This is a genomic window from Gimesia alba, assembly GCF_007744675.1.
Classification (GTDB): domain Bacteria; phylum Planctomycetota; class Planctomycetia; order Planctomycetales; family Planctomycetaceae; genus Gimesia; species Gimesia alba.
On the sequence record NZ_CP036269.1, the window covers coordinates 4,097,942 to 4,115,233 of the forward strand.

A 17,292-nucleotide genomic window follows, 5' to 3' on the forward strand; every position below is an offset into this window, starting at 1 on the left:
TGTCACTGACCAATCTACACATGAATACTCTAGGTCAGAAACGTGAGTCTGTCCAGCCGTACTTTCTGCTCGCCAAAGTGGTATTCGCAGGCATTCGCAAAACATTTTCATATTTCTGTTTGTTTATCGGAAATACTCGCCTCTGATCTGGAATTTTGTTAGCATTACATTGGAAATCTTTGATGATAACTACTTGATATTTACTATAGCGTCTATTGCATCTACGAAGAGGTTACACCGTGCGCTCACTCACTCTGATTTATTTCTCACTGATCACAATCACATTAATTTCCGGTTCGACGAATTTCTGTTTCGCCACAGACAAAGACCCTGCTCTTGTCGCTCCTCCTGTGAACACGAATCCCGGTAAAGAATATGCCGATGATACCCGGATGTTTCAGGGTATCCCCGGACTGGAACGTTCAGCCAAGGGGCGTCTCTGGGCACTCTGGTATGCGGGCGGTACGGGTGAAGGGGAATTGAACTACGTAACATTGGTCACCAGCGGCGATGATGGAAAAACCTGGTCAGGTCCCAAACTCGTCATTGATCCCCCTGGCCCGGTAAGAGCATATGACCCGACAATCTGGCACGATCCCAGCGGTCGGATGTGGGTCTTTTGGGCACAATCCTATCGCTGGTGGGATGGCCGCAGTGGTGTCTGGGCGATTACAACGGATGAATCCGACAAAGAGAATCCCAAGTGGAGTGAACCACGCCGCCTGTGTAATGGCATCATGATGAATAAGCCGACGGTGCTCTCCAACGGAGACTGGCTGCTTCCAGTGGCAATCTGGAAACAGAAAGCCAAAGATTCGATTGAACATCGATTTGACTTACCGGAAGAACGTGGCGGAAATATTTTCATCTCCAAAGACAAAGGAAAATCGTTTCAACTACTGGGACAAACTGACGTCCCTCACCGCACCTTTGACGAGCACATGGTCGTGGAACGAAAAGACAAGAGCCTCTGGACCCTCGTCAGGACCAGTTACGGCATCGGCGAATCGATTTCCACAGACGGCGGCAAAACCTGGTCAGCCGGCGAAGAGTCGTCTATCCCTCATATCAATGCCCGGTTTTTCATTCGCAGATTAAACTCAAGAAATCTGCTGCTGGTACGTCACAATCCCAAAAACAAAAAAACACGCCGAGACCTGACGGCGTATATTTCGACCGATGATGGAAAGACCTGGCAAGGAGGCCTACTCCTGGATGAACGACCGGGAGTCTCCTACCCAGATGGCGTACAGAGTGATGACGGCACCATTTATATTATTTATGATTACTCACGCACCGGCGACAAAAAGATCCTGATGGCAACCTTCACAGAAGCAGATGTGCTCGCTGGGAAAGCAGTTTCCGGAAAAGTCCGGCAGCGCGTGCTAATTAACCAGGCCACCGGAAAAAAATAATACATTTTTACCACCACACAGACAGGATCGGCTTAATTACCGATCCTGCTGTAATAGAAGATTGGGTATGTTCGTATGAGATCGCCTTTTATCACCGCCTTTGTTTTCAGTCTGATCCTTAACGCCAGCGCGCTTCATGCGGAGCATCCGCAGGCTGGATATACCCCCTTATTTAACGGTCAGGATCTTACAGGCTGGACGCTCAAACGCGCTAACCGGAAAGGCTATCATGTTAAAGATGGGAAGCTCATCTGCCCCGCTGATGGTGGTGGATTCCTTTTCACAGAAAAAGAATATGGTGATTTCAGTCTCCAGTTCGACTTCAAGCTGACGAAAGCGGCTAATAATGGAATTGCCATTCGTTGCCCTCTGGTCGATCAGCGTCCTGCATATGAAGGAATCGAAATCCAGGTTCTAGACAACGTCGGCTATCCTAAGAAACTCAAACCGACGCAATACCACGGTTCTGTCTACGATGTGATACCTGCAAAAAAAGGAGCACTCAAACCGGTGGGCGAGTGGAATCATGAAGAAATCATCTATCGCGGTTCTAAAATTACGGTGATCGTAAATGGGATCACAATTTTAAACACTGATTTATCAGACATTAAAGACGCAAAAGTCCTTGCCAAACATCCCGGTTTGAAAAACAAACGCGGCCATATCGGCCTGTTGGGACATGGCAGCCATGTGGAGTATAAAAACATTCAAATCAAAGAATTTTGAATTACTGCTCCAGAAACTCATAGAGCTCCATCCAGCGGATTTCTAGTTCGCCGATTTCATCGACCAACGGCTGCATTTCCGCATGGAGTTCTTCTGCTCTTTCCGGATTGGTGGCTTTGAGAAACTTGTCGTTGATTTCGTTTCGTTTCTCATCCAGCTGCGCAATTTTGCGTTCAATCGCAGAAAGTTCTTTACGGGCGTTTTTGATTTTGCCCCCCAGACCTTTTTCACGCGGCCCCGAACTCTTCTGCTCCTGCTGTGCGATCGATGCCTGGTTTTGCTCACGATGCCCGTCCGCAACTTCTTTTTTCACACGATAAAGATAGGCATCATAATCGCCTTCATAGCTTTTCACACTACCATTGGCGACCTCAATCACATCGGTGGCCACTTTACTCATAAAATGACGATCGTGGCTGGTAAAAATCACCGTTCCCTGGAAATCAACCAACGCATTTCCCAAAGCTTCCACAGTTTCTACATCCAGGTGGTTACCAGGCTCGTCCAGAATCAGAATCGAATGTTTGCCCAGCAAAATACCGGCCAGGCACAAACGGGCTCGTTCACCCCCACTTAATACTTTAATAGGTTTGTCCAGAGCCTGTTCTTTAAACAAAAAGCTGCCTGCGACCGCAAGAATTTGCTGTGTTGTGGTACCGGGAGCCGACTCCAGCTCCAGATAGTCGCGAATCGTCTGATTATCAGGTAAAGACGTATAAACATGCTGTGCATAACAGGCAACGTTACAGTGATAACCCCACTTCAGATTCCCATCGATAGGTGGCAGCGAGTCTGTTATAGTTCGCAGAAAGGTCGTTTTCCCCTGTCCATTATCCCCGACAATCGCTGCCCGTGCTCCATGTTCAATTTCAAGTGTGATGTTCTCGGCAACACGCAAGTCCGGATACCCAATCGCCAGATCCTCACAGGACAAAGCAATACCCTGACGTTTTTCTGTTTGGGGAATAATGATATTGACCGTGGATTCCGCACCTTCAATCTCCGTTAAGGTCAAACGAGCCAGTTGCTTTTCTTTACTGCGTGCCTGTGAAGCGGTATTGGCCCCCGCTTTATTCTTTGCGATGAATGTTTCCAATTGCCGGCGTTTCGCAAGCACTGTCGCATTGGTTCGTTCATCGCGTTCCTTGAGAATCTCCTGATTCTCTAGATACTGATCGACATCCCCGTTAAACAGAGTCAATTTACCCCGCTTAAGTTCAAGCGTTTGTGTACAGATTGCTTTCAGGAATGACCGATCGTGAGACACAACCAGGCAGGCACCACGATAGTCTTTTAAAAAGTCTTCCAGCAACAACTGCGTGCGCAAATCCAGGAAGTTCGTCGGTTCGTCCAGCATCAGAAAATTGGGTTCATGCAGTAATAGAGCCGCCAGTTTAACACGCGTCTGCCATCCACCCGACAGTTCTTTGACCGGCCCATTCAGAAAGCGGCCTTTCAGTTCGAACTGTCCCGCCACAGCGCCGCATCGCCAGTCAGGCTGCCCGCTGTCACGCATTAAAAAATCCAAAGCACTTTCACCCGGTTTGAACGGATCGTGCTGACGCAGGTACCCCACTCGCAGATTTGGATGACGAATAATCTGACCACTGTCAACAGTCTCTTCTTCCAGTAGAATCCGCAATAAAGTCGATTTCCCGGCCCCATTTCGCCCAATGAAGCCGATTTTCTGCTCATCGGCGAGCGCAATCGAAGCCTCTTTTAACAGTTCCTGAGCGCCATAACTCTTTGTCACATTTGATATTTCAATCAGGGTCGCCATCACACTTCTCAATTGTTGAACCAGAATTTCCTCAAGCAAACCGTATACACGAGGACAGAGAAGATAACGGGATCGAGAAAAGGATTCAATTGATCAAACGTGCCGCGTTTGCTCTGGATATATTTCTTTTGCCCCGCCTTCAATACATCGTGCCGGTTATAGCAATTATTACAGCCTGGAATGAATGGGAAACCTTCAATTCGCCCTTCATGCCCCCGGTTCCTGATCTATCTTTTACTACAGAGTGCACTTTTTGAAACAATCTCGGGAAATTCCGTCTCATGAACCGGACTGCCCTGCGTTTGGCGTAGAAAGACTGTTTTCACAGTACTGAAATTAAAAATGGCGAATGAAGCGAATCTGACTCAAGACGCTCCCGGTGAAACCGATCATCAACAAATGATGGGATATAGCCAGACTCTGCGCAAACCGGCCACGATCCGTTCGCCCAGACGTCGTTCTGCAGCCCCAACCTCTATCATCGGTGGAACTTCGGCCCCGAATAACGCCTATTACCTGTTCTTACTGGTGAATATTACTCTGTTTCTGAGACCAGCAGAACTGGTCCCCGCACTTGCAAATTTGCCAATCTACGAAGTGTTGATCGTGTCTTCATTTTTTCTTTCTCTCGATCAAATAAAACGTAATCTGCAAATGCCCATGTTAAAGCGCCAGCCGATCACTTTTTGTGTCATCGGCGTTTTAGTCGCAGTCGCTCTCTCACATGCTTCGCATATGTATTTTTACGGAATCCGTACATCCACAATCGCTTTTTTGAAAACACTCATCTATTACATGTTGCTGGTTTCAATCATCGATTCTCCCAAACGTCTAAAAGGATTATTGAAATCGGTCGCTATCGCGTCTTCAATCATGATCCTGCTCTGCGTGATCGACTACTCGGGCGTATTTGATTTTGAATTCATCAAGCATGTCAGTGACCGTGATGGCGTTTCCGATGCAGGCGAAACGATCCGCGTGTTCCGGATGCGGGGTACTGGTATTTTCCAGGACCCTAACGATTTGTCGGTCCTGATTGTCACGACGGGCATTCTCTGTCTTTTCTTTTTCAACGATCCCTCTGCCAGCCCACTCCGGTTCTTCTGGATTTTGAGTATGATCGTTCTGGGAATTGGTTTGATCTATACGCGATCACGAGGGGGATTGCTAACATTGGGTATTGCAGGCATGGTATTCGTGCTCCCAAAATATGGCAAAAAAGCGGCCATCGCCTGTGCTTTGGTCGGCATGGCAGGACTGACGATCCTTGCAGGGCGCCAGGGAAATATTGATCTGAATTCAGGAACAGGACACGACCGCATTTTACTCTGGCGAGAGGGATTGTCTGCTTTGAAATCTCCCGACTTACTTTTCGGGATCGGTCAGGGAGAATATTCAGACCTCGCAGGGCTGGCAGCTCATAATTCGTTCGTACATGCATTCACAGAACTGGGAATCTTCGGTGGTACCCTGTTTATCGGCTGCTTTTTCTTTGCCGGCCTGGGGATTTATCGCCTGGCACGATTCCAGAGTTCTAACAAAGGCAGACCCATTTTCCGAGATTCGGAACTGGAACGTTATCTGCCTTACGCTGGAGCCATCCTGGCTGCCTGGTGTGGTGGCATGATGTCGTTATCCCGCTGCTATGTTGTTCCGACCTATATGATTGTCGGTGTTTCCGCCGCTTATCTGAATCTCGCAGGAGCCAGTCTGGCAAAACCAACTCCGCTGATTTATTGGAATAAACAGCATCTATTGCAACTTGTAGGCGTCAGTCTGGGATTACTGGCAGCCTTGTTTATCTTTGTCCGAATTTTTGCACATTAACCCTTCAGAGAGATAAAAGTCTGAAAGTCTAGATAATGAATCAACGCCGATCGGTCAAAACGAATCTAATCGCGAACTGGCTCAACCATGGGGTGAGCCTGTTAATCGGCGTATTTCTAATGCCATACGTCTTGCACATCCTGGGTGATGCGCAATACGGAAGCTGGATTTTCATCAACGCGATCGCCGGATATTCCGGATTACTCTACCTCGGTTTTGGCCAGACAATCAGTCGCTATGTGGCCCACTATCATGCGAAAGAGGACTGGACTCGGCTGAATCATGTCTCGAACGTCATCTTTGCGATCTATCTGGGAATGGGTCTACTGGCGATTCTGACAGCGGGTATCCTCGCGTGGCTGGCACCACACCTGTCAGACTGGGGTTCCATCTCTCTGTTTGAAATCCGGCTGGTAATTCTCATTCTGGGTCTGAATGTTTTTGTAGGTCTTGCGGGCAGTGTATTCGGTGGTGTGTTGATGGGAATTCAACGCTTCGATATCGAACGCAGTGTGAATCTGACCGGTGGTATCCTGCGGTTAATTTTGACGGTCCTTTTCCTCAAAGCCGAATGGGGACTGCTCACGATTGCAATCATTTTCTTCGCGATCACTTTGTTTGAGAATCTGGGGAATCTCTTTTTTGCCTTTCGACAGGTCAAGACATTCCGTATTGGCCCCAAGTACATGGACTGGACCATTCTCAAAGAATGTGGTTCCTTCAGCGGCTATGCATTCATCGATGCCATTGCCTGGACGTTAATCGAAGCAACCGACTCCATTCTCATCGGTATCTTCTTCAGCCCGGCTGTCATTGTCCCCTACTATATCGCACTGCGGTTAACACAATTCATCAATATGCCCATTGCACAAATCGGTAAAGTCTTTATGCCTCGCGCTGGCGAATTACATGCAAACGAAGACCATCACGCCTTACAAAAGCTGGTATTGAATGGAGTCTCGCTCTCTTTTTTATTGGTTACCGGCTTTTTCATCGGCATCTGCTTCTTTGGAAACACACTCATTACTACCTGGATCGGCCCCGGATATCCCCAAAGTCAATTGATATTAATGATTCTGCTGGGGGCTCGGATCGTCGCTCTACCTGTATCAACATTTCGATCAGTTCTGTATGGCATGGGCAATGTCAAAATACCATCACTGATTTACATGGGAGAAGCGGTAGCCAACCTGATTCTGTCAGTGATTCTGATTCAATCTTTAGGTCTGGTGGGAGTGGCTCTGGGAACCGCCATTCCAATTCTGATTGCAGAATTGGGAATCATCCTGCCGTACGCTATGAAAAAACTGAATATCACTGCAGGACAACTCCTGCGTACTGCAATCGGACCTACCGTGGCACCATTACTAGTTTTACTGGGATACTCCTATTACCTACCTCATTTTTTCGAAATCCGAAATTCCTGGTTCACACTGGTGGGCGTGGCCGCCGGTGGGGGTGTGTTCCTGGTTGGTACCTGGTTTGTTTTTGAAAAAGGAACCATGTTACTCAACCGGTCTGTATCGAACTCTTTAAACACTTAATTTCTTGATCATTTTTAAATCTATGAGTTACCTAATGACAACGACTGACTGCCTGAATCAACCAATTGACACGAAAACTGACATCAACTATGAGCAAAATACGCACTCAGCTCTTTCAATCAGTCTCTATGACAGCAATCAGAAAGAGTATTGTCTGAAGTTGTGGAAAACATTAGAGGCACAATTTAATGATGTCCCCTTAATGTGTTCGCATATCTGGACTTCAACCTGGTTGGAACATTATGGAGATCTGATCCCCTACTCTTTTGCGGTTGCCTTTAAAGAGGATCTTCCTTGCGGAATCTGCCTCTTAACGGAAGGTATCGACCAGTTTGATGGCCCCTTGGCGGTGAATACACTGCATCTGGGAACTGCCGGCGAGCCTGCTGCTGACAGTGTCTGTGTCGAATACAATGCCCTGCTGGTCCAAGCCGAAGACCAACGGGCATTCATGTCGGATTTACTCAGTACGATTTCAGAAAACAATGAGTGGGATTCATTTATGTTTGATGGATTCGCCAGTGCAGAACTGGAAGCCTGGGACCTTCCACTTCAGGAAACAACAATTCGTAAAATTGAAAGCCATTATTTTGATCTGAAACAAATCAGAGAGGAAGAACGCGAAGTCATTTCGGGATTTGGATATTCTACTCGCAAAAACTTGCGAAAAAACATGAAATCCTATGGCAGCCTGACAACAGAATGGGCGGAAACAACCGACGAGGCAGACTCCATCTTTGCTGATCTGGTTTCACTCCATCAGGCGCGCTGGCAAAAAGAAGGTCAGCCAGGTTCGTACGCCAGCACCCGTTTTACTGAGTTCCACAAAGATCTCATCCAGAAATTGATCCCCTCAAATCAGATGGGGCTGTTTCGCGTCAAAATCGAAGGCCAGGTCATCGGCTGCGTCCAGGTTTTAATGGATCGAAACCGGGTCCTCTGCTACCAGGGTGGTTCCGCCGAATACAAAGGCAAACTCAGTCCTGGTGTGATCGCCGATTATCTCTGTATCGAAGAATGCTTCATACGCGGATTCGATGCGTACGATTTTCTCGCAGGGAACACCCATCACAAACAGAAAATGAGCACACACCACAGTTACTTAACCTGGGCACAAATCAAGCGTCCCCGCTGGAAATTCACTGCATTAAACGCCTTACGAAAAATAAAACAATCAATGAACTTGATTAAAAGAGTCAATCAAAAACCGGAATAACAACTGGTAACCAACAGGATCAAATCAATGAACTCCTGACAGGACCCCAACATGAGCACTATTGAAGCAAGCGAAATTCAAACTAAGCCAATTCCAGAGATGACAGATAGTCGTCGTCTGCGCGTCTGTCATCTTAGCCTGACTTTATGCACGGGGGGGCTGGAAAGACTCCTTGTTGATTTTGCGCGCTATCATAATCCGGATCAGTTCGAACTCGAATTTATCGCCTTGGGAGAGACAGGACAGCCAGCAGAAGAAATTCAACGGTTAGGTTGTCCGGTATTTGATTATCCTTTAACGGCGCGCGGGAAACTGGCGCGCATCAGTCAGTTATCACACTTTCTTAAGGGAAGAAATTACGACGTTCTTCACACACATAACGCGTATCCACATTTCTATGGTAGCTTGGCGGGGCGCCGGGCGAAGATACCGGCAATCATTCACACCCGACATGGAAGGCGCTTCGGCGAAACATTCAATGAACGCTTGCAATTTGCTCTGGCCAGCCGCATCGCTGATCGTGTGGTTCCTGTTTCTGACGATACAGGAAAACGCTGTAAGCAAATTGGCTGGTTAACTGACAGAAAAGTCACTCGTATCTGGAACGGCATTGATGTTGACCGTTTTGTATTTACAGGTCCTGCTGATGATTTAACCGCCATTACCGTTTCCAGACTCTCCCCCGAAAAAGATCTGATTACGATGTTAGAAGCAGTCAAACTGGTTATCGACACGCTTCCAGAATTTCAGTTAATGATAGTCGGAGATGGGCCCGAGCGAACAAAACTCGAGAAAAAATCAGCCGAACTGCATTTAGAGCCTCATGTGCAGTTCCTGGGAGAACGAAACGACATCCCCAACCTTCTAAGCCAGGCAGGATTCTACGTTTCATCCTCGCTAACAGAAGGAATTTCATTGACATTGTTGGAGGCCATGTCGGTCGGTCTCCCCATCGTCGCCACTGCCGTAGGCGGCAATCCGGAAATCGTACAACAACCAGATACAGGGACGCTAGTCCCTGCCGCTGATCCAGCTCAATTAGCAGATGCCATTTTAGTAATGTGTCAGCAAAAAGCAGATTGGCAGCAAATGGGGCAACGAGCCCGTCAACGAATAGAACAGCACTTTAACATTCGAACAATGATCAAAGACTACGAAGCCCTTTATCTCAATGTCTTAACTACCACGCGTAAATAAAATAGCCATGAATACGAAATCAACTATCCAACAACACGAAAACCTGGATTCCTGGATCGCCGAATCCCCTGAAACGGCTGCCGGGCAGAATGACTTGCAGATTGTATTCTCTGCATTGCACAGTCTAGCGCTACAGCCTGTTTCAGAAACATATCAAAGTTGGCTAAGACTTTTCGAAGCTGATCCCAACGCAGATTTACATCAACATCCAGACCATGTTTCACGTCTGATTTCGATTTATCACGAAATGTATCCACAGCATCCGGGTTACCTGATGCAATGCCGAAAAGAGGAAGCCCTCGTTGCCATCGGTATCTTATCACCCAAATACATTAATACCAAAACCCTGAAAGGCATTGGCCCCGCCAGAACGCTTCCTGGATATTTTTTATGCGGAAACCGATTCCTGATACAGCAGGAGATCGGACAAGACGAATCAATCCTTTCACACCTGCTGGAATCTGCACTTACCTTTTGTCAGAAAAAAAATGCAGCATTCCTGTTAATTGAAGACTTACTTGTTAATACGCCCCTGAATCATTCCATCCAAGATGCTTCAAACCGCTTCTTGACCTACTCGCACACAGGATTCCAAAGCCGGAGCCTGATTCATTTTCCAGACAACTCTGAAGATTACTGGAATCAGTTTCGATCGAAATCAAGAAGAAAGCACCGGAGACTCTTACGTCAGAATAGTGAGATGCGCATGGTATGCATCACACAACCAGATCAGGTTGTCGGTTTCCTGGAAGCCGCACATCAAATTTCCCTGAATAGCTGGCAAACACAACGGCTGGGACTACGGATTAAAAATGATGAAAAGGAACTGGAAGAGTTAACGTTCCTGGCACTGCAAGGTTGGTTGCGGTCTTATCTATTAATGAAAGACGACCAGCCAATTGCATTCAAAGTGGGCAGTCAACATCGAGGAGTTTATTGCGACCTGGAATTCGGATTCGACCTCAATTTCGCAAGCGTTTCCCCAGGAGAGACACTCTTGCTGCTGATACTGGAAGACCTGATTCAGCACGATACTCCTCAAATATATGATTTTGGTGAAGGTGATGCAGAATACAAACAACGTTACAGTTCTCAACTCACACAGAGCTGTGCCATGCTGCTACTGCCATCCACAATCAGAAACAAACTTCGCTTGCACTATTTAAAAACGTCACGATTCATCGACGATCTTGTTAGAAAATGTCTCAAAGCATCTGGTGTGTATACCGCCCTACGTCAAATCGTACGATATGGAAAATTGGGCAGCAGATAAATAAATGGAGCATACGTGGTTCATTCTCAACGAACGACAGGCCTGCAATGAAAATTTTATTTCTTTCAAATGTGTTTCCAAATTCGCTATACCCCGGGAAAGGTACGTTCAATTGTTCCATGATCCAGGCCTTGTCGGAATTACACCCGACGCATGTCGTCTCTCCCGTTTCATGGCTCGACGAGTCCTCACATCTAACTAAGAGTAAAACTTCATTAAATCGAGAATGGAGTCCCATCGAAAACACAACTCGTCTGAGCGTGGAATATCCACGTTTTTATTACACTCCTAAAATACTTCACCAGCATTACGGACAATTTTTATACTGGTCCATCAAGAAGGCGCTCCAGCAGGCAATCACACGATTCCAGCCGGACATTATCCTCTCCTACTGGTTGCATCCCGACGGAGAAGTCGCCGTAAGAGCAGCACGGGACCATGGGCTCCCCGTCGTTGTGATGACAGGGGGCAGCGATATTTTACTGCTCACCAAAAATCGCCACCGCAGGCGGGCGATCATAAACGTTCTACAACAAGCCGACGGAGTCATTACCGTCAGCGACGACATCATGTCTGCAGTCAAAAACATGAAAATCCATCCGCAGAAAATCCATACGGTTTATCGTGGTGTGAACCGATGCCTGTTTACGCCCGGAGATCAGCAATCAGCCCGACAGAGACTCGGGCTCCCTCTCGACCGAAAAATCATCGTCAGCGTAGGTCGACTTGAACCAGTCAAAGGTCATACGGTGCTGCTGGATGCCTGTCTGAAAATAAGTAAACAGGGTATCCCTTTTACATGCTATGTTTTAGGTGATGGTTCATTAGAAGCCACATTATTACAAAAAGCCAACGATTATGGATTAGAAGGACAATTCCAGTTAAACGGATCACAACAACAATCCCGACTGGCTGACTGGTATCGTGCTGCTGACGTCATCGCACTCCCCAGTCTTTCAGAAGGCATACCAAACGTACTTCTGGAAGCCATTTCCTGCGGCAAACAATTTGTGGCCAGCCGTGTGGGAGGGATTCCCGAGATTGCAGATCCCATCTGTGATCAACTGGTTCCCCCGAATGATCCAAACGAACTCGCTGAAGCAATCAGCAGTATGTTTGGCGCACCGATTCAGAACGAAAAACGGAGTTTTGAACCGATTTCCTGGCAGGAATCTGCAGTACAAATCAGCCAGATCCTTTCTGACTGCAGTACTCGTTTTTCATCAGGATTAACAAACAAACAGAAAACAAGATCTTCATATCGGCGTAAAAAAAGAAGAATTCGACAACAGAGCTGAAACACAAAACCATGAACACTATTCGCCAACTGATCAAGAAAGCGATCCCGACAGTCATCCCACAGAGACTGTTTCTGGTTCATGGTACGCCCGGTCAACAGTCGACTGATCTTCAAGACAAACAAAAAAGACCAAATGTCAATGTTTCTTTTACATTTGACGATGGTCCCCATCCTGAATACACGCCCCGCCTGTTAGATACACTGAATCAATATCATCAACGGGGAACATTTTTTGTAATCGGCGAAAAGGCACAGCAGCACCCGGAATTGATTGAACGCATCATTGATGAAGGTCACGAAATCGGAAACCATACTTTTTCCCATAGTGAGCCTTCTGAAACGTCAACGCGACACTTTCTGGATGAGATTAAACAAACCGATCAACTGCTGACTCAAATTACTGGACGAGCTCCGGACCTTGCTCGCCCTCCAAAAGGAAAACTGACTGTGGGGAAAATCCTGGGGCTCTGGCTCCAGAGACATACCGTGGTCCTCTGGGATACCGATCCACGTGACTATCTTATGCAAGACATCAAAGCCATTACAGACTGGTGCCAGCAGTATTGTCCTCAGGAAGGAAACATCTGCTTAATGCACGATAATCACCCCTATGCTGACGAAGCAGTGAAACAGCTTTCCGAGCGTCAGGACGTCCATATCCAATCTCATATTGTCAGTCATTGGCTGGCTCACAAAAGTTACCAATCCATCATCAATCAGCAGGTCGTCACCTGATTGTTTCAGATTTTGAGGAATGTATTTTCATGTCGACAATAATATCAAATCCTGTTGAAACACCAGTTTCTGGGGAAAAAGCATATCAGGTAACCGGTAGAAAACGCCTGCTGCTGGTCAGCTATCATTTTCCACCAGTTGGCGGTGCTGGCGTACAACGCCCCGTCAAGTTCGTGAAATACCTGCGACGTTTTGGTTGGGATGTCAGTGTACTCATGGCCGCGAACCCCTCTGTTCCTGTATTTGACAACAGTCTTTTAGTCGACATTCCGGAAGAAACACATCTGGAAAAAGCACGCACCTGGGAACCCGGCTACGCCCTGAAAAAGAACATGGGGAACCAGAATAAAACGGGGCACGCCAGCAACAGCTTGCTCGCTCCTGCAAAATCAGTCTGCCGCAAACTGGCAAAAACAGGCGCCGGGCTGCTATTGCAGCCGGATGCACAAATATTGTGGTATCCTAATGCACTGAAGGCAGGCAAGAGACTATTGAAAAACCTGCACCACGATGCCATTCTGGCGACTGCCCCTCCCTATTCAAATTTGATTTTGGCCAGCAAATTAAAACAAAAATTCCATCTGCCTTTGATCGCAGACTTTCGTGATGAATGGGATCTCAGCAGTAAATACCTGGAAAACCACCAGCAGGATTCCATCTCAAATCTGATTCAGACACGACTACAGAGATCTGTCATGCGGCATTCAGACGCCATCGTGGCAACAACACAAGCCAGTACGCAACGTCTTCTGGATCGCGCACATCAGTTTGGAACTGATGCAATAGGCCGGTGCATTTACAATGGATTTGACCGGGACGATTTTGAATTTCTCGATGAACCAGGTCATCAGGCACAGAAACACGGCAACCAAAAACGATTTCGCATTGTCTATACGGGTACACTATGGAATCTGACCACAGTAGAACCACTTGTGAAAGCCATTGAAGCACTTCACCATGAGAACCCCAAGATCCTTTCCGGGCTGGAATTACAATTCATCGGAAGAAAGACTCCCGAACAACAGGCCTTGCTAGAACGGATAACGCGAACGAAAAGCACATTGATCACTGAAGATTATTGCTCGCACCATGAAGCATTAAAAAAGATGGCAGCCGCTGATGCTCTCTGTTTACTGTTGAGTGATGTCGAGGGAGCCGACAGAGTCGCCCCAGCAAAACTATTCGAATACCTGGCAATCAATCGTGAAATTTTATCGATCACTCCTGAGGGAGAAACAGCAGGCATACTGAAAGATTTCTGGCCTGCGGGAAATTTCCGAGCTAATGACACTGCTGGAATCGTTAACTGGCTCAAAGCTCGACTGCAGGGAAACCCTGCGACTGAGATTGAAAACTCGGAAAAAATCAATCCATTCAATCGTGAATACCAGGCGGGCCAATTAGCAGAGCTACTAAACCAACTGGTTTCGAATCATGTTTGATGAAACTTGTTGACAGAAATGATTCAATCACAAACGAAGTGAGAACAAAATGAAGTTCTGGGAAGACTTGAAAGCAAAATCAGAATGGTGTTACGGGAGTTCTTCTGCCCGCACCTTGCTGAAGACCTGCCTGACCGATGGTACAATGGCCATGCTCTGGTATCGTCTGATGCAATGGGCGAGCCGCTGGAAACTATTTCCCCTGGCGATGATATTCAATAAATGCAATGCTATTTTCTGCCAATGTATCATCGGGCGCGGTGCAGACTTTGGACGTCGATTTGTTATCATTCACAGCCAGGGAATCGTGATTAATGGCTCCGTGAAGGCCGGCGATGATATTAAACTGGAACACCAGGTCACCATCGGTGCAGAACGAAATGTCTCTCCTGTTCTCGAATCAGATATTTTCATTGGTGCAGGCGCAAAAATCATCGGATCGGTTCAGATCGGTTCCCATTCTAAAGTTGGCGCCAATGCCGTAGTCGTTAAAAACGTAGAATCACATACGACAGTCGGCGGCATTCCCGCGCGTGTGATCAAAGTTCATCCAGAGAAGATTCCTGTACAACAGAACGAAATCAATCACGCTGAGCTCCCCTATAAACAGTATCAGAAAGGGCCCACACTATGAGTTCCCTCCCGATACAATTTCTGTTCTGGAGCTCGATTGCTTTGATTATCTACGCCTATGCTGGATATCCACTGATTCTCTGGTTCTTGACGCGACGCCGTGAAACACAACCAGAGGATACGAAAACTTCCAGTAACAGTCCCCTGCCTCGTGTCTCGATCGTGATCGCTGCTTACAAAGAAGAAACAGTGATTCTGGAACGCCTGAATAATCTTGCCAAACTCGATTACCCCAGTGATCGACTGGAAATCCTGATTGGCTGTGATGGAAATGAAGACCTGACGGGGGAACTAGAGGGCATCTCAAAACCTTTTTAATAGTGTAAATAAACACCCAAGAATTACAAAGCTTTCGTAGAGGTAATCGTGATATTCCCAGCGCGTGACAATGCGACGATAGTTGTGGAGCCAGGCAATACTGCGTTCCACAATCCAACGTCGTTTGAAGCGTGGAAGCTTTCGACCATCTTGCGTCGGCGGTTTGACTCTCGATTTTCGATGCGGGCAGATCAGATCGATATTCTTTTCCATCAGCCGTTTGCGCAACGAGTCCGAATCGGCGGCTTTGTCATAAACAAGTCGCTCGGGTTGTCGATTTTGCAATGTGATTTTTTCAAGCAGCGGTTCGATCAGCTTGACTTCGCTACGACGGGCCGATTCTGTGTCGATCGCCACAGGTGTCCCGTGACGATCGACAAAAATCATGACCTTTGTGCCTTTGCCACGACGAGTCGGGCCAACTCTTCTACCCCTTTTTTTGCCGAGGCAAAAGTGCCATCAGCAAAGGTTTCCGAGAAATCAATCTGGCCAGCATCATCCATTCGTTCCAAGATGATTTGCCAGGCAGATAAGAGCCGCCCTTCGATCGTCCATTGCTGGAAACGTCGATGGCACGTCGCTTTTGAGGGATACTCTCTTGGTAAATCTTTCCATCGTGCTCCTGTCACCAAAATCCAGAGAATGCCTTCCAGGCAATCTCGTGGATGGGCTTTTGGACGTCCTCCCTTTTTGGAAGGGGGAGTCCAGGGAAACAGTTTTGCGACTAAAGACCATTGTTTATCGGTCAAAACGACCGGGCGTTCCGTCCTGGACGCTGTTTTTGTGGAAACCCGTTTTCGTTTGGGCCACCAGACCAGCGTCATATACATAAGAAATTCTCCTTTCAGGAGAACACTTCATGCAAAAGACGCGCCAAACCGTTCACTTTTTTTGACGTTATGAGACAACCTCTAGTCAAATCGTATGACAATGAGCAAATTAGACTGATTCAATTTGAACAACGCCGCGGCAAAGCATCGGTTCTGAATGACTGTGTTCCCCAAGCTACAGGAGAAATCATTGTCTTTTCCGATGCAAACACAAATATGGACCCCCAATGCATTAAACAGCTTGTCAGACATTTCCAGCACGAAACCGTCGGCTGCGTCTGCGGTCAGCTGATCCTGGAAGACCCAGCTACTGGAAAGAATGTAGATGGCCTGTACTGGAAATATGAAAATTTCCTCAAACATTGTGAAACAAAGATCGGAGCAGTTCTTGGAGTCAATGGTGCCATTTATGCACTTCGCAAGTCTCTCTATTCTCCTATACCACCAGAGACAATCATCGACGATTTTCTGATCGGCATGCGGGTACATCTGGGAGGGCACCGTCTCATTTACGATGACTCTGCCATAGCCAGAGAAGAAACTGCGACTTCCGTCCACGCAGAATTCAAGCGGCGAATCAGAATCGGGACTGGAGCCTTTCAGAGTTTAAAGTATCTCAAAGGCTTGCTGAACCCCAGATACGGATCGATCGCATTCGCATTCTGGTCGCATAAACTACTGCGCTGGCTGTGTCCGGCTTTTATGACCCTGGCACTGGTAGCCAATTTGTGTCTGCTACAGAATCCGATTTATCAAATAACACTGCTCGCTCAAGGGCTGTTCTATCTGACCGCGTTTGTTGGTATGAAATGTGTCAAAGGAAACCGTATTCTCAAACTCTGTCGGGTCCCCGGCATGTTCGTCCAAATGAATCTGGCATTGGCAATCGGTTTCTTCCGCTGGCTCTTTGTCACACAAACGGGAACCTGGGAGCGTACCGAGCGCAGTCAAACAGTCGCATTACCGGTAGACGAGCAGGATCTGACAAATCCAGATCTTCCTCCCCACGGCTCAGAAACGCCGGAGACGGAATTTACTCAAACATCAAAAAGCTGA

General features: G+C 47.2%; 16 protein-coding genes. 13 read left to right on the plus strand and 3 right to left on the minus strand.

What is annotated here, in order from left to right; translation table 11 throughout:
• The first annotated feature begins 239 nt into the window (after positions 1-239).
• A complete protein-coding gene (locus Pan241w_RS15250; RefSeq protein WP_197999946.1) occupies positions 240-1,415 on the plus strand; it encodes a sialidase family protein in 1,176 nt (391 codons plus the stop codon).
• 75 nt (positions 1,416-1,490) lie between these two features.
• The gene (locus tag Pan241w_RS15255) at positions 1,491-2,141 is read left to right on the plus strand and encodes a 3-keto-disaccharide hydrolase (RefSeq protein WP_145217427.1); all 651 of its coding nucleotides are present in this window, start codon (positions 1,491-1,493) and stop codon (positions 2,139-2,141) included.
• A 1-nt stretch (position 2,142) separates the two neighbouring features.
• Here Pan241w_RS15255 and Pan241w_RS15260 read toward each other — a convergent pair whose 3' ends face one another.
• Positions 2,143-3,921 carry an ABC-F family ATP-binding cassette domain-containing protein gene (locus Pan241w_RS15260; protein ID WP_145217430.1) on the minus strand — a complete coding sequence of 593 codons (1,779 nt, stop codon included), beginning with the start codon at positions 3,919-3,921 and terminating at the stop codon, positions 2,143-2,145.
• A gap of 342 nt (positions 3,922-4,263) precedes the next feature.
• Between Pan241w_RS15260 and Pan241w_RS15265 the strand changes: the two genes are divergently transcribed.
• From Pan241w_RS15265 to Pan241w_RS15310, 10 genes are all read left to right on the plus strand, one after another.
• Positions 4,264-5,748, plus strand: coding sequence for an O-antigen ligase family protein (locus Pan241w_RS15265; RefSeq protein WP_232107159.1), 1,485 nt, complete (start codon positions 4,264-4,266; stop codon positions 5,746-5,748).
• 35 nt (positions 5,749-5,783) lie between these two features.
• A complete protein-coding gene (locus Pan241w_RS15270; RefSeq protein WP_145217433.1) occupies positions 5,784-7,292 on the plus strand; it encodes an oligosaccharide flippase family protein in 1,509 nt (502 codons plus the stop codon).
• Between the two features lie 34 nt (positions 7,293-7,326).
• The gene (locus Pan241w_RS15275; RefSeq protein WP_197999947.1) at positions 7,327-8,508 is read left to right on the plus strand and encodes a GNAT family N-acetyltransferase; all 1,182 of its coding nucleotides are present in this window, start codon (positions 7,327-7,329) and stop codon (positions 8,506-8,508) included.
• A gap of 51 nt (positions 8,509-8,559) precedes the next feature.
• Positions 8,560-9,705: a glycosyltransferase gene (locus tag Pan241w_RS15280; protein ID WP_145217439.1), complete on the plus strand. Its 1,146-nt coding sequence runs from the start codon at positions 8,560-8,562 to the stop codon at positions 9,703-9,705.
• 7 nt (positions 9,706-9,712) lie between these two features.
• A complete protein-coding gene (locus Pan241w_RS15285; RefSeq protein WP_145217442.1) occupies positions 9,713-10,978 on the plus strand; it encodes a GNAT family N-acetyltransferase in 1,266 nt (421 codons plus the stop codon).
• A gap of 119 nt (positions 10,979-11,097) precedes the next feature.
• Positions 11,098-12,276 carry a glycosyltransferase gene (locus Pan241w_RS15290; RefSeq protein ID WP_197999948.1) on the plus strand — a complete coding sequence of 393 codons (1,179 nt, stop codon included), beginning with the start codon at positions 11,098-11,100 and terminating at the stop codon, positions 12,274-12,276.
• Between the two features lie 11 nt (positions 12,277-12,287).
• Positions 12,288-13,013 (plus strand): polysaccharide deacetylase family protein, encoded by a 726-nt coding sequence (locus Pan241w_RS15295; RefSeq protein ID WP_145217448.1) that lies wholly within the window; start codon positions 12,288-12,290, stop codon positions 13,011-13,013.
• 29 nt (positions 13,014-13,042) lie between these two features.
• The gene (locus Pan241w_RS15300) at positions 13,043-14,455 is read left to right on the plus strand and encodes a glycosyltransferase family protein (protein ID WP_145217451.1); all 1,413 of its coding nucleotides are present in this window, start codon (positions 13,043-13,045) and stop codon (positions 14,453-14,455) included.
• Positions 14,456-14,504: 49 nt separating this feature from the next.
• The gene (locus Pan241w_RS15305) at positions 14,505-15,089 is read left to right on the plus strand and encodes a serine O-acetyltransferase (protein ID WP_145217454.1); all 585 of its coding nucleotides are present in this window, start codon (positions 14,505-14,507) and stop codon (positions 15,087-15,089) included.
• A complete protein-coding gene (locus Pan241w_RS15310) occupies positions 15,086-15,406 on the plus strand; it encodes a glycosyltransferase family protein (protein ID WP_145217457.1) in 321 nt (106 codons plus the stop codon). Before Pan241w_RS15305 ends, Pan241w_RS15310 begins: the two co-directional genes overlap by 4 nt.
• Here the strand turns inward: Pan241w_RS15310 and Pan241w_RS15315 are convergent.
• Positions 15,392-15,793: a transposase gene (locus Pan241w_RS15315; protein ID WP_145209663.1), complete on the minus strand. Its 402-nt coding sequence runs from the start codon at positions 15,791-15,793 to the stop codon at positions 15,392-15,394. The two genes, Pan241w_RS15310 and Pan241w_RS15315, sit on opposite strands and share 15 nt — an antisense overlap.
• Positions 15,790-16,236: a transposase gene (locus Pan241w_RS15320; RefSeq protein WP_145209666.1), complete on the minus strand. Its 447-nt coding sequence runs from the start codon at positions 16,234-16,236 to the stop codon at positions 15,790-15,792. The genes Pan241w_RS15315 and Pan241w_RS15320 overlap by 4 nt, the downstream gene beginning before the upstream one ends.
• Before the next feature lie 69 nt (positions 16,237-16,305).
• On the opposite strand from Pan241w_RS15320, the gene Pan241w_RS15325 reads away from it, so the two are divergent.
• On the plus strand, positions 16,306-17,292 hold the full coding sequence (locus Pan241w_RS15325) for a glycosyltransferase family 2 protein (RefSeq protein WP_145217460.1): 987 nt from the start codon (positions 16,306-16,308) through the stop codon (positions 17,290-17,292).

Excerpts from the sequence above, each read along its gene's own strand:
- Pan241w_RS15255 (WP_145217427.1), top strand. The coding sequence starts at position 1,491 with ATGAGATCGCCTTTTATCACCGCCTTTGTTTTCAGTCTGATCCTTAAC.
- Pan241w_RS15260 (WP_145217430.1), bottom strand. The coding sequence starts at position 3,921 with ATGGCGACCCTGATTGAAATATCAAATGTGACAAAGAGTTATGGCGCT.
- Pan241w_RS15265 (WP_232107159.1), top strand. The coding sequence starts at position 4,264 with ATGGCGAATGAAGCGAATCTGACTCAAGACGCTCCCGGTGAAACCGAT.
- Pan241w_RS15270 (WP_145217433.1), top strand. The coding sequence starts at position 5,784 with ATGAATCAACGCCGATCGGTCAAAACGAATCTAATCGCGAACTGGCTC.
- Pan241w_RS15275 (WP_197999947.1), top strand. The coding sequence starts at position 7,327 with ATGACAACGACTGACTGCCTGAATCAACCAATTGACACGAAAACTGAC.
- Pan241w_RS15280 (WP_145217439.1), top strand. The coding sequence starts at position 8,560 with ATGAGCACTATTGAAGCAAGCGAAATTCAAACTAAGCCAATTCCAGAG.
- Pan241w_RS15285 (WP_145217442.1), top strand. The coding sequence starts at position 9,713 with ATGAATACGAAATCAACTATCCAACAACACGAAAACCTGGATTCCTGG.
- Pan241w_RS15290 (WP_197999948.1), top strand. The coding sequence starts at position 11,098 with ATGATCCAGGCCTTGTCGGAATTACACCCGACGCATGTCGTCTCTCCC.
- Pan241w_RS15295 (WP_145217448.1), top strand. The coding sequence starts at position 12,288 with ATGAACACTATTCGCCAACTGATCAAGAAAGCGATCCCGACAGTCATC.
- Pan241w_RS15300 (WP_145217451.1), top strand. The coding sequence starts at position 13,043 with ATGTCGACAATAATATCAAATCCTGTTGAAACACCAGTTTCTGGGGAA.
- Pan241w_RS15305 (WP_145217454.1), top strand. The coding sequence starts at position 14,505 with ATGAAGTTCTGGGAAGACTTGAAAGCAAAATCAGAATGGTGTTACGGG.
- Pan241w_RS15310 (WP_145217457.1), top strand. The coding sequence starts at position 15,086 with ATGAGTTCCCTCCCGATACAATTTCTGTTCTGGAGCTCGATTGCTTTG.
- Pan241w_RS15315 (WP_145209663.1), bottom strand. The coding sequence starts at position 15,793 with ATGATTTTTGTCGATCGTCACGGGACACCTGTGGCGATCGACACAGAA.
- Pan241w_RS15320 (WP_145209666.1), bottom strand. The coding sequence starts at position 16,236 with ATGTATATGACGCTGGTCTGGTGGCCCAAACGAAAACGGGTTTCCACA.
- Pan241w_RS15325 (WP_145217460.1), top strand. The coding sequence starts at position 16,306 with ATGAGACAACCTCTAGTCAAATCGTATGACAATGAGCAAATTAGACTG.